The organism is Flammeovirga sp. MY04, from assembly GCF_001682195.2.
Taxonomy (GTDB): Bacteria; Bacteroidota; Bacteroidia; order Cytophagales; family Flammeovirgaceae; genus Flammeovirga; species Flammeovirga yaeyamensis.
This window is the reverse complement of sequence record NZ_CP003560.2, coordinates 3,494,399-3,513,429: the sequence shown is the minus strand read 5'-3', so window position 1 is coordinate 3,513,429 and position 19,031 is coordinate 3,494,399. Positions and strand designations below refer to the sequence as shown.

Annotated in this window: 14 protein-coding genes and 1 riboswitch; of the genes, 6 read left to right on the top strand and 8 right to left on the bottom strand. The window is 34.5% G+C overall.

Translation table 11 applies throughout. From position 1 onward, the window contains the following. Window positions 1–193 precede the first annotated feature (193 nt). The 7 genes from thiH to thiS form a co-directional block, all read right to left on the bottom strand. Entirely contained in the window at window positions 194–1,303 is a 1,110-nt protein-coding gene (gene thiH, locus MY04_RS14015) for a 2-iminoacetate synthase ThiH (protein WP_066210504.1), read from the bottom strand. Between the two features lie 204 nt (window positions 1,304–1,507). Continuing rightward, on the bottom strand, window positions 1,508–2,281 hold the full coding sequence (locus tag MY04_RS14010; RefSeq protein ID WP_066210502.1) for a thiazole synthase: 774 nt from the start codon (window positions 2,279–2,281) through the stop codon (window positions 1,508–1,510). A 15-nt stretch (window positions 2,282–2,296) separates the two neighbouring features. Continuing rightward, on the bottom strand, window positions 2,297–2,920 hold the full coding sequence (locus MY04_RS14005; protein ID WP_066210501.1) for a thiamine phosphate synthase: 624 nt from the start codon (window positions 2,918–2,920) through the stop codon (window positions 2,297–2,299). After that, window positions 2,913–3,680, bottom strand: coding sequence for a hydroxymethylpyrimidine/phosphomethylpyrimidine kinase (locus MY04_RS14000; RefSeq protein ID WP_066210499.1), 768 nt, complete (start codon window positions 3,678–3,680; stop codon window positions 2,913–2,915). Before MY04_RS14000 ends, MY04_RS14005 begins: the two co-directional genes overlap by 8 nt. Then, window positions 3,653–4,270 carry a thiamine phosphate synthase gene (locus tag MY04_RS13995; RefSeq protein ID WP_066210497.1) on the bottom strand — a complete coding sequence of 206 codons (618 nt, stop codon included), beginning with the start codon at window positions 4,268–4,270 and terminating at the stop codon, window positions 3,653–3,655. Before MY04_RS13995 ends, MY04_RS14000 begins: the two co-directional genes overlap by 28 nt. 8 nt (window positions 4,271–4,278) lie before the next feature. Further along, on the bottom strand, window positions 4,279–6,123 hold the full coding sequence (gene thiC / locus MY04_RS13990; RefSeq protein ID WP_066210495.1) for a phosphomethylpyrimidine synthase ThiC: 1,845 nt from the start codon (window positions 6,121–6,123) through the stop codon (window positions 4,279–4,281). Between the two features lie 264 nt (window positions 6,124–6,387). After that, window positions 6,388–6,594: a sulfur carrier protein ThiS gene (gene thiS / locus MY04_RS13985; protein ID WP_066210493.1), complete on the bottom strand. Its 207-nt coding sequence runs from the start codon at window positions 6,592–6,594 to the stop codon at window positions 6,388–6,390. A 101-nt stretch (window positions 6,595–6,695) separates the two neighbouring features. After that, window positions 6,696–6,790: riboswitch (TPP riboswitch) on the bottom strand. A 585-nt stretch (window positions 6,791–7,375) separates the two neighbouring features. On the opposite strand from thiS, the gene MY04_RS13980 reads away from it, so the two are divergent. The 5 genes from MY04_RS13980 to MY04_RS13960 all read left to right on the top strand — a co-directional run bounded on the left by MY04_RS13980 (window position 7,376) and on the right by MY04_RS13960 (window position 16,155). Further along, window positions 7,376–7,990, top strand: coding sequence for a tRNA-(ms[2]io[6]A)-hydroxylase (locus MY04_RS13980; RefSeq protein WP_236941074.1), 615 nt, complete (start codon window positions 7,376–7,378; stop codon window positions 7,988–7,990). A 201-nt stretch (window positions 7,991–8,191) separates the two neighbouring features. Continuing rightward, entirely contained in the window at window positions 8,192–9,613 is a 1,422-nt protein-coding gene (locus tag MY04_RS13975; RefSeq protein WP_066210491.1) for an ATP-binding protein, read from the top strand. 28 nt (window positions 9,614–9,641) lie between these two features. Beyond that, window positions 9,642–12,428, top strand: a complete 2,787-nt coding sequence (locus MY04_RS13970) for a hypothetical protein (protein ID WP_066210489.1) — start codon at window positions 9,642–9,644, stop codon at window positions 12,426–12,428. Between the two features lie 4 nt (window positions 12,429–12,432). Beyond that, on the top strand, window positions 12,433–14,223 hold the full coding sequence (locus MY04_RS13965) for a hypothetical protein (RefSeq protein WP_066210487.1): 1,791 nt from the start codon (window positions 12,433–12,435) through the stop codon (window positions 14,221–14,223). A 126-nt stretch (window positions 14,224–14,349) separates the two neighbouring features. After that, entirely contained in the window at window positions 14,350–16,155 is a 1,806-nt protein-coding gene (locus tag MY04_RS13960) for a hypothetical protein (RefSeq protein ID WP_066210486.1), read from the top strand. A gap of 76 nt (window positions 16,156–16,231) precedes the next feature. On the opposite strand, the gene MY04_RS13955 is transcribed toward MY04_RS13960, so the two are convergent. Then, window positions 16,232–17,506: an MFS transporter gene (locus MY04_RS13955; RefSeq protein WP_066210484.1), complete on the bottom strand. Its 1,275-nt coding sequence runs from the start codon at window positions 17,504–17,506 to the stop codon at window positions 16,232–16,234. 235 nt (window positions 17,507–17,741) lie between these two features. On the opposite strand from MY04_RS13955, the gene MY04_RS13950 reads away from it, so the two are divergent. Next, on the top strand, window positions 17,742–19,019 hold the full coding sequence (locus MY04_RS13950; RefSeq protein ID WP_066210482.1) for an anthranilate synthase component I family protein: 1,278 nt from the start codon (window positions 17,742–17,744) through the stop codon (window positions 19,017–19,019). Window positions 19,020–19,031 lie beyond the last annotated feature (12 nt).

Below are 19,031 nucleotides of genomic sequence, written 5' to 3'. Positions count from 1 at the left end.
TTCCTTAGTTCCTTAGTTAAAACACGAGGTCGGGAGACCTCTAACGTTTTTAGGCACAAATGACGCTATCGCTTAACATTTGCGCCAGTTTGAGCAACTCCTAATTCCTAATTACTACCTCCTAACTAAAAACGAGCGTTAACTTTGCTACCTGCTACCTGCTACCTGCTACCTGCTACCTGCTACCTGCTACCTATCTCTGCAACGCCATATCCCAATCTTTCCAGACTACTTCGTATCCTTGACTCTTCACCATTTCAGCAAACTCCTCTGCTGATCTTTCGTCAGAAATTTCGAATTGTTCTAATGATTCTGGCTCAACTACATATCCGCCAGGGTTGGTTTTTGATCCTGCACTTGCAGATGTGATTCCCAATTTTATGATGTTATCTCTGAAAATCGGATGCTCTCTGGTCGATAAAGATAATTCGACTTCTTCATCAAATAATCTGTAGGCACAGATAAGCTGAACTAATTCTCTATCGGTCATTTCCACCTTTGGTTCCAATCCACCAGAGAAAGGTCTCAATCTAGGGAAAGAGATAGAGTATTTTGTTTGCCAGTACGTTCTTTCTAAATAATCGAGGTGAGCGGCAGTGAAGAAAGAATCCGTTCTCCAATCTTCTAAACCAATTAAAACACCTAATCCAATTTTATGAATACCCGCTTTTCCTAATCGGTCAGGTGTATCCACTCTATAGTCAAAATTCGATTTTTTCCCCTTCGGGTGATGTTTTTTATAATCCTCTTTGTGGTAGGTCTCTTGATATACCAATACGGTATTTAAACCTGCTTCAATCAATTCCTCATATTCATCTTGATCCATAGGTTGAACTTCCATGGCGATATGAGAAAAGTAAGGTTTAACTAATTCAATAGCTTTTTTGATATACTGAACTCCAACTGTTCTGTTGGCCTCACCGGTAACCAAAAGAATATGCTCAAAGCCCATTCCTCTGATCGCTTCTGCCTCACGAATGATTTCCTCGTCGGATAAAGTTCTTCTTCTCACTTTATTGTCCAAAGAGAAACCACAGTAAGTACATATATTCTGACACTCATTCGAAAGATACATCGGTGTGTACATCTGAATCGTATTACCGAATCTCTTCTTAGTGAGTTGATGACTCAATTGTGCCATTTGCTCAAGATATGGAGCAGCAGCAGGGGAGATCAATGCTTTGAAGTCTTCCAAAGTTCTTTTCTCTTTTCCCAATGCTCTTTCTACATCATGAGCAGTTTTTGAGTAGATGCTAGCTTTAACATCGTCCCAATTATGCTGATAGAATAAATCTTGGTACATATTTTTATAACTAAGGAACTAAGAAACTAAGGAACTAAGGGAGTAGTTACCAAGATCTTGTTCTGTGAGAATCATTATAAGGTAAGAGGTAAAAGGTAAGAAGTAAGTGATACATCTACTTTCTAGCAAATTTAAATTTGTACCAAGTAATGAGGAGCGAACTATTAGCACCTGCTACCTACTACCTGCTACCTACTACCTAACTTACAGTTGATTTAAGAATCCCGTCAACGGTGAACTTGCCTCAGCAGTCACCCTCGGTTGTGCCACTTGTGCTAAGTGTGCTGCGCGACCTGCTTCTACTGCTTGACCAAATGCTTTACCCATTGCTACGGGATCACCTGCAACTGCAATCGCTGTGTTGACAAGCACTGCATCTGCACCCAATTCCATGGCATGTGCTGCGTGAGATGGAGCACCGATACCTGCATCTACAACTACAGGAACATTACTTTGTTCTATGATGATTTCTAGGAAATCCAAAGTTTTTAAACCTTTGTTACTTCCGATTGGAGCACCTAAAGGCATCACCGCTGCACATCCTACATCTTCCAAGCGTTTACATAAAACTGGATCTGCATGGATATATGGAAGTACCACAAAACCTTGTTTTACCATTTCTTCTGCCGCCTGTAGCGTTTCGATAGGGTCTGGCATCAAGTATTTTGGGTCGGGGTGGATTTCTAATTTTACCCAGTTGGTTCCTAGTGCTTCTCTAGCCAATTGTGCAGCAAATACTGCTTCTTTAGCTGTTCTAGCACCAGAAGTGTTAGGTAATAAATTAAACTGATCGTGTTTTAGATGAGCTAATACATCATCTTCTGGATTATCAACATCCACTCTTTTTAATGCAACAGTCACCAATTCTGATCCTGATGCTAAAAGTGATTGTTCCATCAACTCGTTAGACATAAATTTACCTGTACCTGTAAATAATCTAGAGTTGAATGTTTTATCTGCAATTACTAATTGATCCATTTTTCTAAAGTTTTACTATGCCAATTCTACTTCCAATTCAGAAACGACTTTTTCTGGCTGAGTTGCGTTGGCAATTAAACCAGAAACGGCTACTCCATAAATACCTGTCGATAAAATGCTTTTAACATCAGCAGTTTCAATACCTCCAATGGCAATGATTGGTGTATCGATACCTCTGTTTTTACATTCGTCTAATAAGCTTTGGTAACCATCAAGTCCTAAAATTGGGCTTAACTTCTTCTTTGTTTGTGTAAATCTAAAAGGACCAAGACCGATGTAGTCGACACCAAAATCATACAATCGCTGAATATCTTCGATCGTATTGGCAGTGCCTCCAACAATTTTATTTTCACCTAGAATTTCTCGAGCTGTTGCCGGAGAGATATCCTCTTTACCTACGTGAACGCCATCAGCGCCAATTGCTTTGGCTACTTCTGGTTTATCATTAATCAGTAAAACAGCGTTGTACTGATCTGTAATTTTTTTCGCCTCAATTCCTAAGGCGATGTATTCTTCTTCGGTGACTTCCTTTGCTCTTAATTGTATCCATCGACAACCTGCTTCACATGCTTCTTTGATGTGCTGAAGGTGGTTTTTGTCTTTTTTTTCTGTGGATATGTAGTGCAGTTTACTAATCATGTTGGACTAAAACGGTATGTTGTCCAAGGCGGCTAGGATCACTCTCTAAAAATTTTTCGATGTAATCTTTACCTCTTCGACAAGCCTCTTCAATAGATTTACCATGCGCTAGTTGTCCTGCTATCGCTGAAGATAACACACAACCTGAACCATGTTTTTCATATGCGTTAATGTCCTTTCCTTCAATCACTATCTCCTGACCTTTATACAACAGAATATCGTCGCCTTTATGGGTAGGGTGATGTCCGCCTTTTAGCAAAACATGCGTTTTTTGACTTAACTCTTTTGCTTTTTCAAGAACATCGCCACCATTGGCTAAGATCTCCATTTCTTTCCAGTTTGGCGTAATCAAGTCGATAGAGTTCAACACTTTATCTAACCATTTGATGGTGTTTTCATCATGAAAGTCGTAACCGGCACTTGCTCTCAATACAGGATCAAGTACTATTTTACAAGTGGGGAAGAAGCCTTTTACTAGACCAATCCAATTGGACATCAAATGGAAATCTTCCACGATACCAATTTTCATTGCCGATAAAGGATATTTCTCAATCAACGGAAGTAATTGTGCGGTAACAACATCGGCGCTCATCCAGTTCATGCCAATAAAATCCTCTGCCGTTTGATAGGTAATTGCAGTAGTTACACCAAACCCTTGCACATCGTGTGCTTCAAAAGTTTTGATATCCGACAATACACCTGCTCCTCCAGAAGGATCAAAACCAGCAAGGCTTAAAGCGAAAGGTCTAAAGTTCTCCATGTTGTTAATAATTCAGTTGATTTTGAAAGTAATTTAGCGGATGAATCCTCCCATAGATATCCCAAAAGTGCAGCTCCATTAAAAGAAGTGCCGTCTAGCATTGGAATTGTCTGAGGAGATATGCCTCCTAAAGCGATCATTTGACGTGAAAACGAAGAGGTTTTCATTGTGTTAAGAATAGCTTTGTTTGACCGATATCCTTTTTTAGAGATACTATCAAAGACAGGACTCAGAAAGAGGTAATCAAAAAGTTCTGATATGTAGACAATCTCTTCTGTTTGATGAACAGAAGAACTCAACTTTTTGCCCCTATTTTTCCAATAAATTAACTGATCTTCAGAAATCTTAATCCTTTCAGGTTCTCTAAAGTGAACTCCGCCTAAATTAAACTCTTCCACCAAATCATGATGTTGATGTAAAGTGAGTTGAGGAAAGTAAGCAGTAGGAATCACCTCAAGCAACATTCTCATTTCTTTGATAGAAGCTTCAGGCTTTCGAATGTGAATCACATCGATGCCATGCTCTAACCAAAAACAGATTTGAGCAGCTTCATCATGAAAAAATGTCGGCTTTGTGATTCCTACTAGCATATTATTTTTTAGTGATAGATTTCACCACCTAATTCTTTAAATTCCTCAGACTTCTGTTTCAAGCCTTGTTCTTGCTCTTGCTTAGCAGCAAAATCACGAACGTCTTGAGTGATCTTCATCGAACAGAAGTTTGGTCCACACATCGAGCAGAAGTGAGCTACTTTAGCACCTTCAGCAGGAAGTGTTTCGTCATGATATTCACGAGCAGTATCAGGATCCAACGATAAGTTGAATTGATCTTCCCAACGGAATTCAAAACGAGCTTTTGACATAGCGTTATCACGGTATTGAGCACCTGGGTGACCTTTTGCCAAGTCAGCCGCGTGTGCTGCAATTTTATAAGTGATTACACCTTCTTTTACGTCAGCTTTATTTGGTAAACCTAAGTGCTCTTTTGGTGTTACATAGCAAAGCATTGCAGTACCGTACCATCCAATTTGAGCAGCACCAATTGCAGAAGTAATGTGGTCATAACCTGGAGCGATATCCGTAGTTAATGGACCTAATGTATAGAAAGGAGCTTCGTAGCAGTCTTGCAACTGAGCATCCATGTTTTCTTTAATCATGTGCATTGGAACGTGACCAGGACCTTCAATGATTGTCTGTACGTCGTGCTTCCAAGCAATTTTAGTCAACTCACCTAATGTTCTCAATTCAGAAAGTTGAGGTTCATCGTTTGCATCAGCAATTGAACCTGGGCGAAGACCATCACCTAATGAGAAGGCTACGTCGTATGCTTTCATGATCTCACAAATCTCTTCGAAGTGAGTGTACAAGAAGTTTTCTTTGTGATGAGCTAAACACCATTTCGCCATAATTGAACCACCACGAGATACGATACCAGTCACACGCTTAGCAGTCATTGGAACGTAACGTAATAATACACCTGCGTGGATAGTGAAGTAATCGACACCTTGCTCAGCTTGTTCGATCAAAGTATCACGGAAAATCTCCCAAGTTAAGTCCTCTGCTTTACCATTTACTTTTTCTAATGCTTGGTAAATTGGCACAGTACCGATCGGCACTGGAGAGTTACGGATTACCCACTCACGTGTTTCGTGGATGTTCTTACCAGTAGAAAGGTCCATGATTGTATCAGCACCCCAACGGCAAGCCCAAACTGTTTTTTCTACTTCTTCTTCGATAGATGAAGTCACCGCTGAGTTACCAATGTTAGCGTTGATTTTCACCAAGAAGTTACGACCAATAATCATTGGCTCAGATTCTGGGTGGTTGATGTTGTTAGGAATAACGGCACGTCCTGCAGCTACTTCATCACGAACAAACTCAGGAGTAATTTTACCTACTGGAGTGTTTGCACCAAAGCTGTTACCTGGGTGTTGAGTACCGAATTTTCCTTCTTGCTCTTCGATTCTTTGATTCTCACGAATAGCGATATATTCCATTTCAGGAGTGATGATTCCCTTACGTGCATAGTGCATTTGAGAAACATTTTGTCCTTTTTTCGCTTTTAATGGCTTTTTGATATGCTCGAAACGTAAGTGATCCAATTCAGAATTTTCTAAACGTTCGATACCATACTCAGATGATAGTTTTGGTAATTCTTCTACATCACCTCTGTCAAGGATCCAATCTTTACGTAGTTTGTTCAAACCTTTTCTTACATCAATTTCGATATCTGGATCTGTGAAAGGTCCTGATGTATCATAAACTGTGATAGAGGGGTTCTTTTCTACCTTATTTAAGAATTTGTGATTAGTATCAGCTTGCTCGATTTCACGCATCGCAACTTTAATGTTGTGAATCGTACCATCTACATAGATCTTTTTCGATCCAGTGAAAGGCTCACGGCTGATGACGTCCTGACTAGGGATTTTGTCTTGCTTTTTCATTCTTTGTAAGTGTTTATTCGAGTGAAGAATTAAGAATTTAGTGATTTACTTGGTTGTTTTTTCGGGTTGGTTTCTAGCTCTTTGAGTCATTGTTCTAGTATGCCCTTAGACCTTAGTGCCCATGATTGAAATCATGGGTTGATAGAGTGAAAAACTATCAAGACTAAAGTCTTGATGTTTTTTGTGTTCCAACCGAATTAAACTTTAAGATAACTGATATTTCATCAGGTTGTTCTTAATTCTTCAAATTTATTCTTAATTCAATTAACCTCCTTGAGCAGGAGCAACTATGGTCACATGATCGTTTTCCGAAAGGGCATGCTTATCCCATACATCCTTGGAAACGATTTCATCATTAATGGCCACGGCAACAGTGCCCTTAGCCACAGAAATATTCATGTGTTCTAATAACTGTGCAATAGAAAATGCACTCGGAAGTGTGATAGACTTATTGTTTACAGTGATATTCATTTCTTTTAAAAATTTGAAATGTAAGAGCTATCATGAGTAATGAATAACTCAAAATCAATACAACCAATAAACCTTAGGAGAGGATGCACAGAATTCGTGCATGAGTAGAAATGACTTTTCCCTTCGTCGGTACTAACCGCATCAGGTTCAAAGGGTATTTCTCAGTTCGATTCAACGAACACCCCTAAAGTGTATGATGCGACAAAATTAGTAAATAATAATTAAAAACCATTTTTTGAGTTAGATAAACATCACTTTTTAATTTTTTTTGGCTAAACTATTGGTTTTGATGTGTTAAAGTGGTCTAGTTGTATGTAGATTGCGGGTATATAAATATCAGTTTTTGATATACAGTTATCTAATCGGATAATAACCAAATTAAAGTGCTTAAAAACTGACCTGTGAAGCGTAAAACCCAAGTCGAATAACTCAACCACCAACTCGAATTGTACAAATCCAAGAACGTATTGGATGAAAACCGATCCAAATAGGATGAAATCAAGATGGTATTAGACGAATACTCACCCGAATACAATGAAAACCGACCCGAATTGGATGAAATTGAGGACGAATTGGACGAAAACTGACTCAAATAGCGTAAAAACCGAGACGAATTAGATGAAAACAAGATGAGATTGTACAAAAACTGGTCTTTACAAGGGGATCTCAAATTAATAGTACAATTTTCATTAAATCACTTATCAATCTTTTTAAAAATAGAACACTTTTATTGTAATGTTTTACATTTGCCACAACTTTAAACATCTAATTTTTTAACCTCATGCAAGAAGAGTTCAAAGGGCAAGGTCATATGTTACACCTAAAACTGCCAACCGATCCAAGGTGGGTAGATATGGTTGCCAATAATAATATAGAAGATATCTTAGTCGATCATGCTTATTGTGAGCAAAAGGCCGCATCAGCTAGTATGTCGTTAATTGTGAATTACCCAGAGTTAGACGAGTTAGTAGATACCTTAACTCCAATTGTAGCCGAAGAATGGGAACATTTTGAAAGAGTGTTACAACAACTTCGTAAACGAGGAATGTCACTTGGTCGAATGAGAAAAGACGATTACGTAAACGGTATCATCAAGTTTGTAAAGAAAGGTGGATCAAGAACAGATCAATTGGTAGATAAACTATTGGTAAGTGCTTTAATTGAAGCAAGATCTTGTGAACGTTTCAAACTATTATGGAAAGGGTTAGACGATGAAGATCTTAAAGCTTTTTACTACGAACTGATGGTTTCTGAGGCAGGGCATTATGTGACTTTTATCGATTTAGCCAGAAAATATCAAGATAGAGATAAAGTAGATGCACGTTGGCAAGAGATACTAAAGATGGAAGCAGAGTTGATGAAATCTTTGGGAGTGAGAGCGGATAGGATGCATTAGCATGTTACTTTTTAAGACTATAACTTCTAGTAACTTAATTCTTTGTTGATTAAAATTACATTTATATATTTGACATCTATTATTATTCTGAATCCAATGATGAACTAAATACCGTTTATTTTTTTATTTCCCCAAATAAAATACGACAAAAAAATTGGGCTGGATAATAATGAATTTTTTAGCTGGTAAATAATAATAACAATGATTGCTGAAACAAAAACAGACTATTTAACTAAAACATTAAACGACAGATTAAGCGAACTAGAAATAATCGTCAATAATCTATTTAATGTGGAACAAAGGGAAGAGTTAAGAATAACACCTTTAGACCCAGAAAGTAATTTTGGAAAACTTTCACTAAGATATAATTTATCTTACGAAGAAGAACTTTTAATCATAATTGCATATGCTTGGGAGTATAAGCCGCTAATTTTTGAACCATTTATCAAAGCATTTAAAGATTTAAAATTTAAATCGATATTTGGAGGATATCTTGAAAAAGAAAGACAATTTTTTATTCCTTCTGTGCAAACGGTAATTAAGCTATTATTTCATGATGAGGTGGAGAGAAATGACTTTTATTTAAAGGTAATAGATCCTACATATCATCTTGTAAAAAATGGGGTAATTGAATGGGTGGATTATATTGATACCACAAAATCAATATTTAATAAAGGTATCCGTTTATCACTGTCTTTCCAAGAGTATATTTTAGGTGGTGGAGAACCTAGGTTAGATCATGAAACAGATTTCCCTGCTCGTTTAATAGATACCAAAGCAAGTTTTGAGGATGTTGTCTTAAATAAAAAAACAAAAGAAGACATTGAACCTTTCGAAAAGCTACTTTCAATAAGACCTAAATTAACAGAATACCCTGATCTATCCTCTAAAATCAATACTAATCAAATAGTTGTTTTTACAGGTTCCCCAGGTACAGGTAAATCTTTTACAGCGACTACAATAGGAAAAAAATACGGTATGCCAACTTACAGATTGGATATTTCAAAAGTAGTCTCTAAATATATTGGTGAATTCGAAAAAGCTATGGAAAAGGTTTTTAATCGATTGGACGATCACAATTGTATTTTATTTATTGATGAAGCAGACGCTATCTTTTCTAAAAGAACAGAGAATGTTAGTGATGTAAAAGAAAAGTATGCCAATCAGGAAATGTCTTATCTACTTCAGAGAATAGAAACATTTAATGGTGTTGTCGTATTAGCCAGTAATGTTCAAGATATTCGAAGTCATGTTGATAAAGCGATGTTAAGAAGAATATCTTATATAATTGAATTTCCTTTCCCATTGGAAGAAGAACGCAAAGTATTATGGGAGAATGCTTTTCCAAGTCAATACACAATTTCATCTGAATTAATATCAGATTTGGCAAGAAATTACCAGTTGAGCGGAGCAAATATAAAAAGTGTGTCTACCCAAGTATTGATCGAGTTACTTGCAGATAATGTTACTGATATTTCATTTGAAAAAATAGAACCTGCATTAAAACGTGAATTCTTTAAAAGAGATTCTACATATAGTAAATGTATTGATCAGTCTCCAGGTGCCATACTTATGGAACAACGTTTAGGAAGATCTTCTGTTCATACAGGTAGAAGAATGTAAAAAAATGAGCAGCTATTAACAAAAATCAATGGAATACACACAAAAACAAACTAGAAAGAAAAATACATCTTCATACAATAAGACTACTAATGATGAGGCATTTTATCAAGCTTCTTACGATCATAATTATGATTATAAAGCAAATAAGAAAGTTGCATTAGACCCCAAATGGGAATACATACAAATGAAGGTTCCCGTAAAAAAATTATTGATTTATAAGAAAAATAAAAAAGGAGAAGTTTTAGTTAGTCGATCATATAATTACCGTGAAGATTTATTAATGGTAAACCGGTTTCAACAGTTTGGCTCTTTTTACCAATGTAAATTAATTGATTCTGCCGGTGACAAAGAAATATGTTATGTAAAAGTAGAAGATACAAAAAACTACTATGACAATGGGATTATTGACTATAGCATAATGTTGCCAGAGGTGTCAATTATTTTACCTTTTCATAATGGTGATAATACAGTATTAAATGAAGATTGTACATTATATCAAAATACAGGAAACATTACTCATCCTGTCAGAGGGAAATCACTAGTTAACCTTAAAAAAGATACTGTTGTTAAAGTCGGAGAATTGGCAGATATAACCCCCGAAAACCAATGTGTTGAAGTAGAGGTGGTAGGAAATGTTGATGGAAAAGTATATCAGGGTGTGGTTGAAGTAAAGCATTTATTAAAAACGTTAGTTCCAAGACCAAACGATGCCAATTGTAGAAGTTATAAAGTTAAAGAAGGTGATACTATAGGTAAAATTGTTGCTGATAACTATAAATGGAGTAATAAAAAAGACGAAAAAGATATAAGGTACTATGCTCAAGTTTTATTATTTGTAAATAATCCAGACAATATACAAAAAGGATCAGCTATTGGTATATATACTAGTGAAAGTACACCACTAAAAAGGTTAATGAACTGGATGAATTTTTCGCATTCTAATATTATCGTTAATCCTAATGTTCCATTATGGATTCCTAGCCAAGAATTTGCTGATGGCTTATATGATAAATTACCTAAAAAAGGAGATTTTACAAAAGATTGGGGAGATAGACTTTACGTTATTGAGACCTTGATTAAAGACTATTGGATTGAAGGTTTAGGTTATGGTTTGGGAGCGAATATAGGAGCAGTTTTTGGTTTTATAGAAGGACATATTGAAGGAAAGACATTTGTGCATAGAGATGGGGAACATATTTATTTAAAAAAGATGCTTCTTGTTGGAGCTGGTGTCGAAGTAGGTGCTGGAGCTGGTTTTAAGTGTGATGCACCTGCTAAAAATTTAGGGTTTGGTGGAGGTGCATCAGCAGATGCATCCTTAAAAGGAAGTTTATATGGGATCTTGGAATATAAAATTCCGTTAACAATAGAGAATCTTATTGCTTATTTAATATCTTCTAAAATTTTATCTGGAGGCTCTATTGTTAGCTATTTAATAAGTTATGGAATAGAAAAATTGATTGCCCTATTTCTAGATAATTATACTGCAGAACCTAGTAAAGTATTACAAAGGGCAGTTCTAGCTTATAAAGTGGATGCATTAGGAACCGTAGGAGCTCAAGTTGGAGCAACAACAAAAAGTACAAAAGGAAAAGATTTTGAGGCTAAAGACCATTCATATACTACTACTACTTATTCGGGTACAGAAAGAAAAACAGATGTTGCAACTATTGCGAAAGGTCATGAATTAGCTAAAAATCTAACAGATAATAAAGCAGGCGAATTGATCCTTACAAATATGCTTCCTTCACAGTTAGGTTTAAGTGCTAATGCATTTCTTGGACTTGGTTTTGAAGTAGGAGGGGATCTTGCTTTTGATCAGAAAGGAGATAATGTAACAGAAGTAAAAGCATATTTACAAGGTTATATTAAAGGAGGATTATCTTTACCTATGTTACCAGGTATTGATCAAGATGTAACGGTAGGTATTGAGTTTATCTTTAAGAAGAAAAATGATGAAATTAATTTTAATTCATTAAATGTTTTTATTCAAAAAGGAGAAACCGAATGGTATAATGGTCAGAGTTCTATTCATAAATTAAAATTTGATTTAAAAAGTTTATATATACTATCACAAGTATTAAAAAATGTACAGTCAGTTGCAGATTTTGCTAATGTAGTTTTTAGTAAAGGAACAAGAGATAAGTTAATAAACTCTATGATAAACCCTAGTTTCTTAAGATATCAGGTTCCGATTTCTATTTTAACTAGAACATTGAAATCAGAAGCGATACAAAAGAAAATACAAAAACAACTTACATTAAAACACTCTCTACCTAGCGATTATAACGATTGGGGGGCTAATATTAATGCCTATTTTGATCTTGATTTTGATAAGGCGAATGTACAGGTAGGTAAGCTATTTTCTATACATGTACTTGGAAGCCCTTTTGCTGAAATAACTGATAATTTATGTCAATTAATATTAGATGGTTTCCAAAATTGTAATTTCCAACCTTTATATGATGAACTAGTAGTATTAATTAATGGTGTTAATAAAGAAAAAATCTTCTCTTTTATTAATGCAGTAATTCAAGGATTAATAGAAGGTAAAGGTTGGAATTTTAGAATTGAGGGTAGTCTTTCTATGGCAGCAGGAGCAAAGGTGGGGGCAGGCTTAAAAGGGCAGGCTGATGGAAGTGCAACACTAAAAGTATTTTGGCAAACTACTGATAATAATAAAGCTGATTTAGCAGAAGTTTTATCTAAATATTTTAATAGATCGAACTTGTTGAACTTCTTACAGATTAATGCTGATAATGATGATAATAAATTATATAATCACATATTAGAAAATATGACATTAGAATTATAATCCTATGAATAAAAAAACAAACATACTTCAATTTTTAGCATTACTACTTTTCCTGAACCATACCTCATGTTCTCAACAACCTCCCCAAAGAGGTTTAAAACCTACAGAATATTTTACAGTAACTCAAGAAAAGTACGACTTTTTAGTACCCTATTTAGATGCAGATACCTCTAATTGGTTAGTGGATAGATATACGCTTGAGAAGAAAGTAAAACTTCCCCATCAAGTAGAAATACTAGGTGTCGTTCCTAAATTAGGATATGTAAGTGTAAGAGAACGAACTTATGGTAAAGATTTTCCAGATACATTATATCAGGCTACATTTGATAAAGATGGTAATAATTTGCCATTTATAGAGTTAGAGCAGTGTATAGAATCAAATGGGACAATTAATTTTTTTAAGGGCTTAAGAAAAAATAAAGAAGGAGAATTAGAAGTAGCATTATTTAATGCCAATAATGGAGAGAAAATTTCTAAATGGTATCTAAAGCATAATGATGATATTCGTCGTGTGTTTAAAGGGTTAATATATACAGGAAAGGGTTATTATATGGTATTTGATGTAAAAAATGATAGCTATTTATTCTTTAATTCAAAAGGTAAGCAAGTCAATAAATATCGTAAAAAAGGATTCCAAATATCATACGCATATAACCAAGAATTTATTTTAAAAGACAGTATACAAACAATTCAATTACGATTTATAAAAAAAGGATATACAAGAAAAGCAATTGACTTTGGCATTGAAGACAAACCATTGGAGGAGGTACAAAAAGTTTATGAAGAAGAACGAATGTATTTAGTAGATTACAAAGGAGATATAATTTTAGGTGAGAAACATAAAATACCTGCTCAAAGTGAGATTAAAGGAAATCCTTTTGAAAGTGATAAAATAATTGTTATTTATAAAAATGCTGTTAATAATAAAGGGTTAGGAAAAAGTTTTGATGTAGCAGAGACGAAATCAGTATTATATAATATCAAAGGGGATTTATTACAAGAATATCTAATTAAAAGTAATGAAGGAGGTCTTAGTATAAGTATTGGAAGTGCCATGAAAAACAGATATTCTATCTATGAAGCTAACTGGAGTAGTTCAAGTAATCAATTATATCATAATCCAATTTATGATGTGAACTCTAAAGGAGATAAAATAGAAGACAAAAGATTTTTCAAAGCCAAATCCTTTGGTTGCAATCAAATTTTGTACAATAAAAAGTATGGGAGTAAGTTTAATGATTATGAAGTTTTAAATCTTGAAGATTTAGAACCGAGTGGAAATAAATTTCGAAATGATATTGATTATATAAGAGTTCAAGGCCGTTTTATTGAAGGTTATCAAAAGGGGTATGATAACCCTAGGCACGAATACCTTTATGATACCTTAGGTCAGACAATAGTTAATTATAATGAAAAATTTGGACGATTATCGTTACAAAAGGAAGAATATTTATTTGGGTATTTTAATGGTAAGCGCTACGATAGTTATGCTTTTTTTACTTTTGATGGATATCAAATTTCACCATTTGAGTTTTATGGAGATATAATTTTGCTGTATTATACAAAATCACCTAGTTCAAATTGTATAGACCAAGATTTATTTGCCAGAAATTTGAAAAATGAGTTGGGTACATTTCGATTATTTTGCCCTGGAGGATTTTTTAATCTATCATCACGCGAACGTTTCTATTTTGAATTACGAGATGGGAAAATCATTTATTTTAAGTCAGATGATATCTATCCTCAGTTGAATAATCAGTATGAGCGTAAGAAGGTGTTTGAGCCTGCAGGGTAAACTATATTAAGATGAATATAAAAAGGCTGATTTTAACGAACAGAATCAGCCTTAAATATTAAAAATATGTACACAGTTTTTAATAATTTTCATTCCTATTGAATAAAATATTTTTTTCATCACAAAATGAACCTAAAAACTAATAAAATACAAGCAAACACGTTACTCTCAATAGTGTTTTTCCTAATCCTGAGCCATGTTTCATGTTCTCAACAACCTGTCCAAAGAGGTTTAAAACCATCAGAATATTTTACAGAAACTCAAGAAAAGCACAACTTTTTGGTACCCTATTTAGATGCAGATACCTCTAATTGGTTAGTGGATAGATATACGCTTGAGAAGAAAGTAAAACTTCCTCATCAAGTAGAAATATTAGGTATTGTTCCTAAATTAGGATATGTAAGTGTAAGAGAACGAACTTATGGTAAAGATTTTCCAGATACATTATATCAGGCCGTATTTGATAAAGAGGGTAATAATTTGCCATTTATTGAGTTAGAGCAGTGTATAGAACCAAATGGGACAATCAATTTTTTTAAGGGCATAAGAAAAAATAAAGAAGGAGAATTAGAAGTAGCATTATTTAGTGCCAATAGTGGAGAAAAAATCTCTAAATGGTATCCACAATCGGATGATGATATTCGTCGTGTATATGAAACTTTAATATATACAGCTAATGGTCATTATATGATATTAGATGTAAAAAAAGATAGTTATTTATTTTTTAATCCAAAGGGTAAAAAAGTGAATGAATATCATAAAAAAGACTTTCAGATAACTTTTACTAGGAATCAAGAATTTATTCTTAAGAATGGTTTACAAACGATTCAATTACGCTTTTTTAAGAAAGGATTTACAAGAAATGCTGTATTCATGGGTATTGAAGATAAACCTTTGGAAGAGGTACAAAAGGTTTATGAAGCAGAACGTATGTATTTAGTAGATTACAAAGGAGATATAATTTTAGGTGAGAAACATAAAATACCAGCTCAAAGTGAGATTAAAGGAAATCCTTTTGAAAGTGATAAAATAGTTGTTAAATATAAAAATGCGATTAATAAAAAAGGGTTTGGGAAAAGTTTTGATGTAGCAGAGACAAAATCAGCATTATATAATATAAAAGGAGAGTTATTACAAGAATATCTAATTAAAAGTAATGAAGGAGGTCTTAGTATAAGTATTGGAAGTGCCATGAAAAACAGATATTCTATCTATGAAGCTAACTGGAGTAGTACAAGTAATCAATTATATCATAATCCAATTTATGATGTGAACTCTAAAGGAGATAAAATAGAAGACAAAAGATTTTTCAACGGCAAATCTTTTGGTTGCAATCAAATTTTGTACAATAAAAAGTATGGGAGTGAGTTTAATGATTATGAAGTTTTAAACCTTGAAGATCTAGCACCTAGTGGAAATAAATTTCGAAATGATATTGATTATACAAGTGTTCAAGGTCGTTTCATTGAAGGATATCAAAAGGGGTATGATAACCCTAGGCACGAATATCTTTATGATACCTTAGGTCAGACAATAGTTAATTATAACGAAGAGTTTGGGCGATTATGGTTACAAAAGGAAGAGTATCTATTTGGGTATTTTAGAAGTAAGGACTACAATAGTTATGCTTTTTTTACTTTTGATGGATATCAAATTTCACCATTTAAGTTTTATGGAGATATAATTTTGCTGTATTATACAAAATCACCTAGTTCAAATTGTATAGACCAAGATTTATTTGCCAGAAATTTGAAAAATGAGTTGGGTACATTTCGATTATTTTGCCCTGGAGGATTTTTTAATCTATCATCACGCGAACGTTTCTATTTTGAATTACGAGATGGGAAAATCATTTATTTTAAGTCAGATGATATCTATCCTCAGTTGAATAATCAGTATGAGCGTAAGAAGGTGTTTGAGCCTGCAGGGTAAACTATATTAAGATGAATATAAAAAGGCTGATTTTGAACAACCAAAATCAGCCTTAACCTTTTAATCTATATACACTTTACTTTTTAAAAGTCTCTTTGATAAATAACCCACAGATTCCAGCCATTATAAATGCAATTGGCATAATCCAAATAGCGGCTTGAAAAGCTGACTGTAATAATTCTGGGGTAGCGTTTTCTCCACCTCCAAAATAAGTCACTAACCATCCGAAAAGTGGTTGACCGACTGCACCCATTCCCATAAGTACCACAGCAGAAAGTCCATTGGCTGTTCCTAAAACGTCATCATCGTTTGATTCTCCGATGACAGGATAACCCACTGTTTGAGCAGAAGTGATAAAGCCTAAAGCTAAGAAAACGATAAAGAAATAGGTAGATTCTGTAGATAGTGGATACATGATTAATAACATCACGATTAATGATAGAATTGCTCCTCCTAACATTGCTTTCTTTCTAGATTGAATCTTATCTGAAACCCATCCACAGATAGGTGAACCGACCATTGTACCAATGAAGATCATACCGATAATACCAGTGTATGTTGCTTCAGAAAAATCGGGGTTGACAAATTTCAAATAGGTGGTTCCCCAGATGGCTCCAAGTAAAAGTACAGCAAGGTTTAGTAAACCAATAAATAATCCTGCCAACCAGTTCTGAGGGTTTGATCCTGCTTTTTTCAATCCTTCCACTAAAGATAATCCCTCTGAAGATGTAGATGTTTCTTCCTCTTTTTTAGGGCTATCTTTTACAAATACACCAATACAAATCAATATGGCTAAACCTAAAAAGGCATTGATTAACATAGTAGTTTGTCCACCAAAATGTTCTAATAATAGTAATAATGGAGTACCAGACACCCATCCGCCGAATACAGCAAAAGTGACTAACAGCCCCGATATTAAAGCTAATTTAGACGATGGGAACCATCTTGGAGCTAAACGGAAAGGAGCCATAAATGCGGCACAGTGTGTAATTCCAAGCACAAATCTAAATCCACTAGATACAGTAACATTACTCGAAAATGTAGTTCCAAATACACATAAAACGGCTATGGTAGCCATAGCAAGTACCACTTTTTTTACTGAGAATTTATCTAATAAAACACCAATTGGAATTAATAAAAGTACAGTTCCATATAAAAATGTTCCGGCAAAGCTACCAAATTCAGAAGCACTCGTTAAGGCTAGACGATCGATGAAATATTCTTTCATAGCTTCAGTGCTGAATAATGTCATCTGAATGAAACTATAAAAGAAAAATGCACCAGCTGAGAAAACGGCTAAATAGGCTCTTAATGAAGATGTTTTCTCTTGATTTACGGCAATTGTTGTCATGTTCAAAAAATTGGTTAATGATGCTATCAATATCAAAAAAATAGGAAAGGAAAATTACCTCAAAATTGACCAATTTATGTACTGAATTACCTTTTTGAATTAGAATCAAATAGTATTTGATGAGTTGATCATCAGTATTATTATCAAAATAATTGAAACAAAAGTGTCGTTAACTAAACTATTGTGTAGTTTTGCAATTATAATGATAGAGCTTTTAGAAACATCAAACACAACGATGCATTTTCAACTTAAAAATTTAGAGTCTTTTCGCTTAAAGGCATGGTATTGGGGTAAATCAGAATCTCACTGTACTTACCTGTATGACCACCAAATTGCTTACCCGGAATCGGGATTTAAGCACCTTTTGGCTGTAGGAGCAAAACATATTTGTCCTATGAAAGAAAGACACAGTTTTGATAGTGTTGAGATGTTTCATAGAGAACATAAATCGTGGTTATTTGGTCATTGGGGATATGATTTAAAGAATGAAGTGGAACTTCTTTGTTCTGATCACCCGGACGGAATCGAACTGCCTAACGCTTTCTTTTACGTTCCCAAAACGGTTTTTGTATTTGATGAAAACGGAGTAGAAATTATTTCAGACGAAGATCAAAATAAGATTTATGATGAAATTATGTCTACAGAAGTTCCTGAAATGACAGATGGATGGGGCGGAAAAGTCTCTCCAAAGATTTCTAAAGAAGTGTATTTGGATACCGTCAAGAAAATCCAAAATCATATTGTTGAAGGGGATGTGTATGAAGTGAACATTTGTATGGAGTTTCTTTCAAAAGAAGCAGACCTCGATCCATTTGATTTATATTTAAGACTTTCATCATTATCACCAGCTCCTTTTTCTGCATTTCATAGGGTAGAAGATAAATTTGTGATTAGTTCTTCACCTGAGCGATTCATGAAAAAAGAGGGAAGAAGAATTGTTTCTCAACCTATCAAAGGAACGATAAAAAGGGGAGCTACAGAGGAAGAAGATGTCTTATTAAAAGAACAACTTCGTAATTCCGAAAAAGAGGTAGCAGAAAACATGATGATCGTTGACCTTGTACGTAACGATTTAGCAAGAACTTGTAAGGCAGGGACGATTAAAGTACCTGAGATTTTTGGTATCTACAGCTTCAAAACGGTGCATCAGATGATTTCTACTATTGAAGGAGAAATGAAAGATTTTCAACCTTTCTCGGAAGTCATCAAAAAGGCATTCCCTATGGGAAGTATGACAGGTGCACCTAAAGTGATGGCAATGGCTTTAATCGAAACCTACGAACGTACCAAAAGAGGTGTTTATTCTGGCTCAATAGGTTATATCACTCCAGATGGAGATTTTGATTTTAACGTGGTAATCCGTTCCGCTTTTTATAATGCAGCATCAAAGTATATTTCTTTCCAGATCGGATCTGCAATTACTATTGATTCTAAGGCTGAAGATGAATACGATGAGTGTTTGTTGAAAGCTAAAGGAATGTTGTCGGCTTTGGATGCTGAGATTTTATTCTGATTTTTAAATCAA